Annotated in this window: 8 protein-coding genes; 6 read left to right on the top strand and 2 right to left on the bottom strand. The window is 45.4% G+C overall.

The features are described from left to right. Positions 1–77: 77 nt before the first annotated feature. Positions 78–323 (bottom strand): LysR family transcriptional regulator, encoded by a 246-nt coding sequence (locus ACZND6_RS12185; protein ID WP_489524732.1) that lies wholly within the window; start codon positions 321–323, stop codon positions 78–80. A 177-nt stretch (positions 324–500) separates the two neighbouring features. On the opposite strand from ACZND6_RS12185, the gene ACZND6_RS12180 reads away from it, so the two are divergent. The 5 genes from ACZND6_RS12180 (at position 501) to ACZND6_RS12160 (ending at position 6,611) form a co-directional block, all read left to right on the top strand. After that, positions 501–1,478, top strand: coding sequence for a DMT family transporter (locus ACZND6_RS12180; protein WP_300874637.1), 978 nt, complete (start codon positions 501–503; stop codon positions 1,476–1,478). 64 nt (positions 1,479–1,542) lie between these two features. Beyond that, on the top strand, positions 1,543–2,757 hold the full coding sequence (locus tag ACZND6_RS12175; RefSeq protein WP_300874640.1) for a HutD family protein: 1,215 nt from the start codon (positions 1,543–1,545) through the stop codon (positions 2,755–2,757). A gap of 19 nt (positions 2,758–2,776) precedes the next feature. Then, positions 2,777–3,667, top strand: coding sequence for a glutamate formimidoyltransferase (gene ftcD / locus ACZND6_RS12170; protein ID WP_021868077.1), 891 nt, complete (start codon positions 2,777–2,779; stop codon positions 3,665–3,667). A gap of 200 nt (positions 3,668–3,867) precedes the next feature. Continuing rightward, entirely contained in the window at positions 3,868–5,376 is a 1,509-nt protein-coding gene (gene argH, locus ACZND6_RS12165; RefSeq protein WP_155166060.1) for an argininosuccinate lyase, read from the top strand. 68 nt (positions 5,377–5,444) lie between these two features. Further along, entirely contained in the window at positions 5,445–6,611 is a 1,167-nt protein-coding gene (locus ACZND6_RS12160) for an iron-containing alcohol dehydrogenase (RefSeq protein WP_300874647.1), read from the top strand. A gap of 37 nt (positions 6,612–6,648) precedes the next feature. On the opposite strand, the gene ACZND6_RS12155 is transcribed toward ACZND6_RS12160, so the two are convergent. Then, the gene (locus ACZND6_RS12155) at positions 6,649–7,614 is read right to left on the bottom strand and encodes a LysR family transcriptional regulator (protein ID WP_300874650.1); all 966 of its coding nucleotides are present in this window, start codon (positions 7,612–7,614) and stop codon (positions 6,649–6,651) included. Positions 7,615–7,806: 192 nt separating this feature from the next. Between ACZND6_RS12155 and ACZND6_RS12150 the strand changes: the two genes are divergently transcribed. Further along, positions 7,807–9,240 carry an aspartate ammonia-lyase gene (locus ACZND6_RS12150; protein ID WP_489524731.1) on the top strand — a complete coding sequence of 478 codons (1,434 nt, stop codon included), beginning with the start codon at positions 7,807–7,809 and terminating at the stop codon, positions 9,238–9,240. Positions 9,241–9,416: the final 176 nt, after the last annotated feature.

Genomic DNA, 9,416 nt, shown 5'->3' with positions numbered 1-9,416 from the left:
TTTTGATAAGCCTTTAAGATTCCAAATCTTTTAGGATCAATCTTTGCCTTATTTTCCATTCCTGACTCCTTTAGGAGTCAACTTATTTCAGTACAAGACAAGGATCGATTCCAAAGTAGCCGTCCGGCCGTTGTTAACTGAATCGGCCTCCTATCTCGGTCAAATACCGGAGAACCTAATGAATTTTCAATTTTCTTGATCGCAGCAGAAACCGCAGGTTGACTGATGCCAAGAGCAGCAGCGGCCCTCGTCATGTTGCAGTCTTTTGCGGTTTCGATGAATATCCTCAACGAGGTTAAGTCAAGGTTTCCTTCTCTGTTCATTATTAACATTCCAAAGATATTCAGTGAGAAATAATAACCCCATGATGATCTTTAACGCTAAATTCTTCGGAAAATTCTTCGTATAAATCAGATTTATATCTGGCCATTAGAGTTGTTAATTGAGGTTTTCAAAGAAATATGCTTTGGCTATAGTCCGCTCTAATATTGGATAAAAATATGCTCATAGGTATTTCTTTTGGTCTTGCTGCTTGTGTGCTGTGGGGCTTTACATATCTCTTACCCCTTCTGCTTCCTGACTATCCCACAACTTATATTTCGGTAGCCAGGGGTATTGTAATGGGCGTTACCGCTCTTGCGGGTTTAGCCCTGCAGAAGCAGTATTTAAAACAGGTAAATCTGAAAGATTGGAATACAGCTTTCTGGCTCACCTTAATAGGCAATCTGATTCAGCCTTGGTGTCTGTTTTCCGCGGTGCAGTATGCTGGTGTGGCCTTAGCAGCTACTTTTTTCGGTTTAATTCCGGTTTTAGTTGCTCTAATTGCGAATGAAAGAGACAAGCGGAAGGGGAAAAAGTACTTGCCGCTTTCAAAACTCATCCTCCCGCTGTCTGTCATTTTCATCGGACTGATTTTGGCCAATTTCGAGGGCCTCATCAATGTCCTGGAAGACTATAAGTCAAACCCCAATTTTCTTATCGGCGTGATTTACTCCGTACTCTCGACAGCGATGTGGACCTGGTATCCGATTCGCAATGCAGACTGGCTGCTTGACCATCCTAAAATCAGTCCTGTCTTCTTTACCAGTATGCAATGCAGTCTGCTGCTTCCGTTCGGAATCGTTCTATACGTTGCTCTTTGGCTGTTTTCAGGAGATCTCAAGGAATTATTCGGTCCTTCTCCTTTCGCCTTTATCGGATGGTCCCTCTTTGCCGGTGTGGTTTGCTCTTTCGGCGCAACTGCCTTATGGAATGCTATGAGTCAGAAAGTACCGACCGCCGTTGCAGGACCTATGCTGGTCTTTGAAACCATTTTCTCTGTTACCTGGGGATGTGTTTACGCCCGAGCCTTTCCTACCGCAACCCTTTTTATTGGAATGGTACTGCTCGTGAGCGGTGTAGTTTATACGTTGATGTTGTTTAACTCACTAAACGAACCTGTCGTCAGTGAAGCTGAAAGCAGCGCCGGCGGAATGTGATCTATTTAAAGTTTTGCGATTCGACTTAACTATTTGATTAAAGATTCAAACCTGAGAGTTCTGAATGCAATATCAAATCATCAAAAGAGAAGATTTTATTGTCCATCGATGGTCCGGAGGAACAACGTCTGAAATCTTTCTTTTTCCTCCTTCTTCCTGTTGGGAGAAGAAAGACTTTCAAATTAGGATTTCCTCAGCGGACTGTCGTGTTGACGGGGCTCCCTACTCTGACTTTACCGGCTTCACACGTCACATCCTGCCTTTAAGAGGTTCGATGCACATGTTTCATGAAGGTCATCACGAAGTATTGCTCAATCCGTTTGATGTTGACATTTTTGACGGCAGCTGGAACACACATCACATCGGGAAAGCTGTTGACTTTAATCTTCTTTATTCGGAAAACTGGACCGGAAGGCTGAAACCGCTTCTGCAAAATGAATCCATCAAGATAGAAAAATCGGGAATCATTGGCTTCTATGCGGTTGAGGATGCCGAAATCCTCAGCAGAGATTTTTCCGTAGAAGTGCCCGCAGGTGATTTTATTGTTTTCAACGATATAAATGAAGCAACGGTTTTTAGTATTAAAGCCGCTTTACATGGCCCTTGTGTCATTGCCGCGGCTGCTTTCCCTAAAGGAAGTTCTCATATGCGATTAAGTTCTATGCCTGTTGATGAGTTCTGTGCTTTGACTGCTTCGGACGCACCTGCCCCGGGCGGGGGCAGTGTCTCTGCACTGTGCGGCTCATTGGCAGCAGCACTCGCGGAAATGGTCGGAAATTTGACTCTTGGATGCCGCGGCTGCGAAGATGCTCAAGAATCAATCAGGGAAGCCTTAGCTGAGCTCGAAGAAATTCGCACCATACTCCTGAAAGCGATTGATGAAGATTCAGAAAGCTTTAACGGCTTTATGACGGCCTTAAAAATGCCTAAGAATACCGAGGAAGAAAAAGCGCTGAGGAAAACCGCTATGTCCCAAGCCTTAAAAACTGCCTCCCTCGTCCCTTTGAAAGTGGCCGGACAGTCTGTCAGGATTTTTAAATTTTCGCGTCTCATGCTTGAACGAGGAAATAAAAACGCGGCAACCGATGCAATGGTGAGCGCTCTGGCCGCTAGAACAGCAGCTATCGGAGCGCTACTTAATGTACGCATTAATCTGCGTTCAATCCATGATCCCGAGTTCGTTCGAACCACTTTAGAAGAAGTTCTGCGCCTGGAGACTTTGACCAATGAGCAGGAAAAAGAAATAACGGAGATTGGTTACCAATTACTCAATCAATAAATTCTTTGGAGAAAAAGCCATGACAAAGCTTGTGGAATTTATACCCAACTTTTCTGAAGGACGCCGTCAGGAAGTTATCGATCAAATAAGTGAAGCTGCTCAAAGCGTCCCCGGTGCCAAACTTATCAATGTCAATGTTGAGCCTTCCTATAACCGTTGTGTCCATACGGTTGTAGGCGATCCCGAAGCTGTATTGGAAGCAGGCTTCCGCATGTGCCAAAAAGCAGTCGAGCTGATCGACATGAATCACCATAAAGGAGAACATCCTCGTATCGGAGCTGTAGATGCTTCTCCGTTTATTCCTCTGGAAGATATGACGGCCAAAGAATGCGTTGATCTTTGCAATCGCCTAGGCGAACGTGTTGCCAAAGAACTTCAGGTCCCGGTCTATCTTTATGAAAAAGCGGCTAAAAGACCGGAACGAGTGAAGTTACAGAATATCCGCCGCCCGGAATATGAAGGTTTGTTGGAGTTAATTGACAAACCGGAATGGGCGCCTGATTACGGTGAGGCAAAGATGCACCCGACGGCCGGAGCCATGCCGCTCGGCGTTCGCAATCCCATGGTCGCCTTCAATATTTCGTTAAATACTTCGGATGTCGCTATAGCTAAAAAAATTGCACAATCTTTCCGGGAAGCCAAAGGCGGCTATGCAGAGGCCCGGGCAATCGGCGTTTATCTGGAGGACAGAAACATCTGCCAGGTCAGCTGCATGATCAATCCGCAGATCGTACCGCTTTACCGAATTATCGAAATGGTGCGCTCTGAAGCTAAGCGTTACGGCTTATCCATCATCGGAACAGACATTTGCGGCATGGTTTCCCAAAGCGCCCTGATGGACTGCTGTGAATACTACATGCAGCTTGAAAACTTCGATCGAAAAGCTCAGATATTGGAAGAGTTGCTCTAATTAACAGAATTTGAATTATGGCGAAGGTCAGGTTTTTCTTTTCCGAGCAACCGAAAACGCAGAAGGATCTGAAACGGTTCGGACTCACTCAGCTTATCGTTTTTTAATACTTCTGAATAAAGTTTGTTAATACTGATTTCGTTTTTGAATTTCCTAACCCAAAATAGAAACATAATTTCATCAACTCCCAAGAGGTAAAAATGATTCAAGGTAATAATCGCGGAAAAATTAAACAGCCCCCTGCAAAAGAGGTCATTAAATACATCATCAATCCGAGCATCTCTGACGCTGAGGCTGAGCGCTCCTTCCAAAATTATGTCGAATGCAACAAAGCTCACGTTTTAATGCTTGAAAAACAAGGTATTATCAAAAAGGAAGTCGCTAAAAAGATTCTTGAAGTCGCTGAAGAGATGACTGCTATGGGAAGCAAACCTTCCTTTGCACTTCGTCCAGAACTCGAAGAGATGTATTTCAACCTTGAAAACTACTTGATTTCCAAGGTTGGCATTGAAGTCGGCGGTCAGCAGCACACTGCCCGCTCCCGCAATGATTTATACGCTACCGTTGTTAGGATGGATGTTCGTAAGTTCTATTTGGAAGTATGTGAACTTTACAACGAAATGCGCAAGACGATTCAGCAGGTGGCGAGGAATAATACAGACGCCGTTATGGCCGGTTATACTCACCTTCAGCCGTCCGAACCCATCACCTTTGCTCAGTATTGCGCAGCTATTCTTTATGGAATGGACCGTGACTATCAGCGAATCCAAAATGCTTGGGAACAGCTGAACCTTTGCCCGCTGGGCGGCGGCTCCATGGGCTCAACCACATGGAAGATCGATCGCCAGTTCACTTCTGAACTTCTCGGTTTTAATGCACCTTTAGGCAACTCCATTGATGCCGTCGGCTCTAGAGATTACATTTTGGAAATTCTGTCTGCCTTCGGAATTGCCGCCAGCACCTTTACCCGCCTCTGTCAGGATTTATACGTTTGGGCAACACCTGATTACGGATACGTCGAAGTTGCGGATGAAGTCGCCGTCTGCTCCTCCATCATGCCGCAGAAAAAGAATCCCTGGACGTTGGAACACATTAAGGGGAAATCTGCCAACATCGAAGGTCTTTGTGTCGGCGCTTGGGCTGTTATGAAAAACACCCCGTATACTCACAATAACGAAAGCAGCGGAGAAGGCCCGACTTTCCTCTGGAATGCATTCGATGAAATGAAAGCCTGCATAGAGCTTCTGAACATAACTTTCCGCGGAATTAAGCTCAATAAAGAATTGATGGTTGAGACCGCATCAAATAACTTCTGCACTATGGCTGAACTTGCCAATACTCTGGTTCGCGCAGACCATATCTCTTTCCGTACCGCTCATGATATTGTTGCGCACGTCGTTGACTTCATGCTCACACATGGAAAGAAAGCCAGTGAGATTGACGTGGATGTTATCGCACCGATTGCTAAGCAGTTGTTTAACATTGAGACCAAGGTGACCAATGAAGAAATTCAGCTTGGCCTTGATCCGGTCAAAAACGCCAACTCAAAGGACTCTTTAGGCGGCTCAGCACCTGAGGAGGTCCTCCGCCAACTCGATGAACTTATGGCACGTTTGGAAGAAAACATCTCAGTAGTAACTCAGCGCAGAGCTCAATTAGAAGGAGCCAAACAAAAAACCGAAGCTAAAATTCAAGCGCTTCTTGCCTAAATAGGTATTTGTTCATTTTCGGGGCGGCAAGGTTAATCCTTTCTGCCCCTTTTATTCAAAGGTCAGCTATGTTTTCATTCTGCATCCCTACCGAGTTTGTCTTCGGCACCGGTTGTTTTAAAGAACTTCATAAATACAATCTGCCGGGAAAGAAAGCTCTCATTGTGATAACTAACGGTAAATCCATTCGGAACAGCGGATATCTCGCGGAGTTGGAAAATCAACTCTCCTTAGCCGGCAAAGAGTATGAAGTTTTTGACGGTATTACCCCGAATCCGACTACTGACAGCATCATGGACGCAGCTAAAACCGCGAAGGACTCTGCCTGCGACTTTATTATCGGTTTCGGAGGCGGCTCCCCTATGGACTCGGCTAAACTTATCGCTCTGGCGGCGACCAATCCTGGAAACATTTGGGATTATTGCCAGAAAGGCTCCGGCGGAAGAAAGCTGCCGACGAATCAGCCTCTTCCTGTCGTATGTATTTCCACCACAGCCGGAACCGGTTCCGAAGCAGACAACAGTGGTATGGTCACAAATCCGATCACACACGAAAAATTGGGCATCGGCTTCCAAAGTCTCTTCCCCGTTCTCTCTGTTGTAGACCCGGAATTAATGCGTTCCGTGCCTCCTCGTTTAACTGCTTATCAAGGCCTTGATACCTTCTTCCATCTAGCAGAAGGCTATCTTTCGAAGAAGGCAAATTACTTTAACGAGATGTTTTCCATCACGGGCATCGAAAAGATCGGAGCCTATCTGGCGCGAGCCGTTATAGAAGGAAACGACTTAGAAGCTCGTGAAAATGTGGCCTTCGCCAATACGCTCGGTGGCTTTGTGATGTCCACAGGAAAACTCCTCAGTCAGCATTCTTTGGAACATATCTTGAGTGCATATCATCCGAACTTGCCCCACGGTGCCGGACTGATCCTTATATCTCGTGCCTATTTCGGCTTTTTTATCGACAAAGGCCTTTGCCGCCAAAAATTCATTGACATGGCTCGCGCTCTCGGGAATAAAAATGCCTCCGAACCTCAGGATTTTCTTTCTGCGCTCGATAAATTATTAGAAGACTGCGGAGTCTCCAATTTAACAATGAGTGAATTCGGAATCAAAGCCGAAGAGCTTCCTGCAATGGCAAAAGAAGTCAGAGAATCTCTAGCGCCGGTTTTTGAATGCGATCCGACGCTCTTAACAATTGAAGACTGCGCTGAAATTTATCGAAAGTCTTTCAAATAATTCCGTAAGGCTTAATCAGGCGCTGCTTTCTGTCGGATTAAGCCTTAATGAACTTCTCGAGTCCGGGTTTGAGTTCACGAACCATCGGTATTACCTTTTCATGAAGGTATGTTTTTAGGCTTGAAGAAATGTTCTCTGCCGTCGGTTCAAATACTGTATCTTCATAAGAAATATAGAATCGTCGTTCAGCATTTTTTCCTTTAAAAGAGAGAAAAGAAAGCTGAGGCAGAAAATAGCTTGCCTGGAGTAAAGAGAAAGTAGGCAAAATGGCCCAGCCGTTGCCTTCCGCGACGACTATTGCCATAGCGAGGCACGAATCGATCTCGATCGAATCGAACTTCTGAAAGTTGAGCGTACGAAGAAGCCTTTCTGTCTGAAAGTAATCCATCGTAGTTTTTCCCGCTCTTACATATGGCGTTTTCTCTAAAAATTCATTTAAGTCGGAAATTGACTTCGGCCGAATTTTGTCGTGGATTTCTTTCGGGATAACCAAAAGAAACTCATCCTCAAGAAGCTGAATATTCTGAACTCCGTCGTCCTTTGTTAAAGGATCAGTGGACAAAGAGATGTCAATTTCTTTGTTTCTTAATTTATCGGAAACTTCAAGAGAGGTTCCGCTGGATAGCGTTAGTCTGCCGGGTTTGGAAGCCAAAAGAGAAACTAATTCACCCCCGAAAATATTCATAATGGCCTCAGAGCAACCGAGCCTGATATCGGGATTTTTTCCATTGGCTGTCCTGTACATATCCGCAAGGATGGTTTCGATGAGTTCAATAGCGCCATTACCTCGTTTAAAAAGAACGTGTCCGGCTGCAGTAAGTCTCATCGGACGAGAGGCCCGATCAAAAAGTTCAATTCCCAGACCATTCTCTATTTTTTTAATGGCAGTCGAAATTGCCGGCTGAGTAAGGCCGAGCTTTTGTGCGGCTCGTGTCATATTGCAATCCTTTGCAACTTCCATGAACACTTTCAGCTGATTTAATTCGAGAGAAAAATTTCGCATTCCAGACTCCAATCGGAATTTCCGTGAGTAACTACCTTCTGCTCAAGCATATTGAACGTCTGGCGAAGCTCTTATAAGGAAATCAAATCGTCATCGTTAAAAATCACTTATCTACTTAACGATGTTAACCGTTTTATCGGAGAATGTTCATAGAAAGATAAAACGTTAACCTCAAATTTCTAAAGGAAAGTTATGAGCCGTATTGAGAAAGACTGTTTAGGCCAAATGGAAGTCCCGGATGACGTTTACTACGGAATCCAGACCCTTCGCGTCATGGGAGTATCGGGCATTCTAGGTGAGAAGGTTATTAAATATCCCTACCTCCACAGAGCTTTAGTGCAGATGAAAAAAGCCGCTGCCTTAGCAAACAAAGAGATCGGTGCCTTAGATGAAAGAAGAGCCGAAGCCATTGCTTGGGCTTGCGACAAAGTACTTACCGGCAAATATGATGACCAATTTCCGCTGGATATGTTCCAAGGCGGCGGTTACACCTGCGTCAATATGAACGTAAATGAGGTGATCGGCAACCTTGCGAACGAACATCTGACCGGTCATAAAGGACAAGATGAAGTTCATCCCAATACCCATGTCAATATGGGACAGTCAACTAATGATATTGTTACGAGTGCAGAACACCTTTGCATTTATCCGGCATTGGATAAATTAGCACCGGAACTCGACAAGCTTGCAGACGCTTTTGCAAAGAAAGCTATTGAATTTGCCGATGTCATCAAGGTTGGCAGAACGTGCCTTCAGGATGCCGTTCCCTTAACGCTTGGGCAAGAATTCGGAGGCTACGCCGAATTTTGCCGCCGTCAGGCAGAAAACATCCGCAGTTTAAGAGCAGAGTGCTTCTATCTGCTGGTCGGTGCTACAGCGGTCGGAACGGGCTTGGGTGCAGCTCCAGGGTATCAGGAAGCTTTCTATAAACATCTCTCCGTTCAGCTCGGTGAAGACGTTAAAAGCACGGCCGACCTTTTTGACGGTATGCAAAACGATGACTTCTGCGTAAAAGTATCTGCAGCCGTGAAGCAGGCAGCCTGCGGTATTTCAAAAATCGCAAAAGACCTGAGAATTATGAGTTCCGGTCCGAGAGCTGGGTTCGGAGAAATTACTCTGCCCTCTCTTTCTCCGGGATCTTCCATCATGCCCGGAAAGATCAACCCGATCCTCCCTGAACTCGTCAGTCAAGTCGCTCAGCAAACCTGCGGTAATGATGTCGTTATTTCCATGGCCTTTGAACAGGGTGAGTTAGAGATCAGTGTCTGGGCTCCTACACTTTACAAGAATCTTTTTGAGTCCTTCGATTTGCTGACGAAAGTGATTCCGCTCTTTATTGACAAATGTATCAATGGTATTACAGCAAATCGTGACCGCTGTGCAAAAGAAGCGAAAGAAACCATTGCTTTGTCCACCGTCGTTGCAGCTACGCTAGGCTACCCTGAAGGCGTCAAAGTTGCGAAGTATGCACAGGAACACAATTTAGCTGTTGCCGATGCCGTTCTTGAGATGGGAATCATGACCAAGGAAGAAGCAGATATGCTTTTGGATCCGGCACTTTTGGTTAACCCCGAGAAAATGGCTGAAGTCATCGCTCGATGGAAGGGAGCAAAGCAAAAACAGTAAGAAAAGAAACCCTTCATAAAAATTTCTAAATCCTCCCCGGCTTTGGCAAGGTTGTAATTGCCAAAGCCCTTTTTGTGTGCGCTCGGCATGAGCGAACTCTACAGGGTGAAAGTCCCGAAGTGCGGGCGGTGGCGCCAAGCACATAGCCAAAGGCAAGGTCTGAATCGCGAGGTTCC

It is taken from the genome of Parasutterella sp., assembly GCF_057870745.1.
Note: the sequence above shows the minus strand (reverse complement) of the source record. Positions and strands in the feature narration are given on the sequence as shown.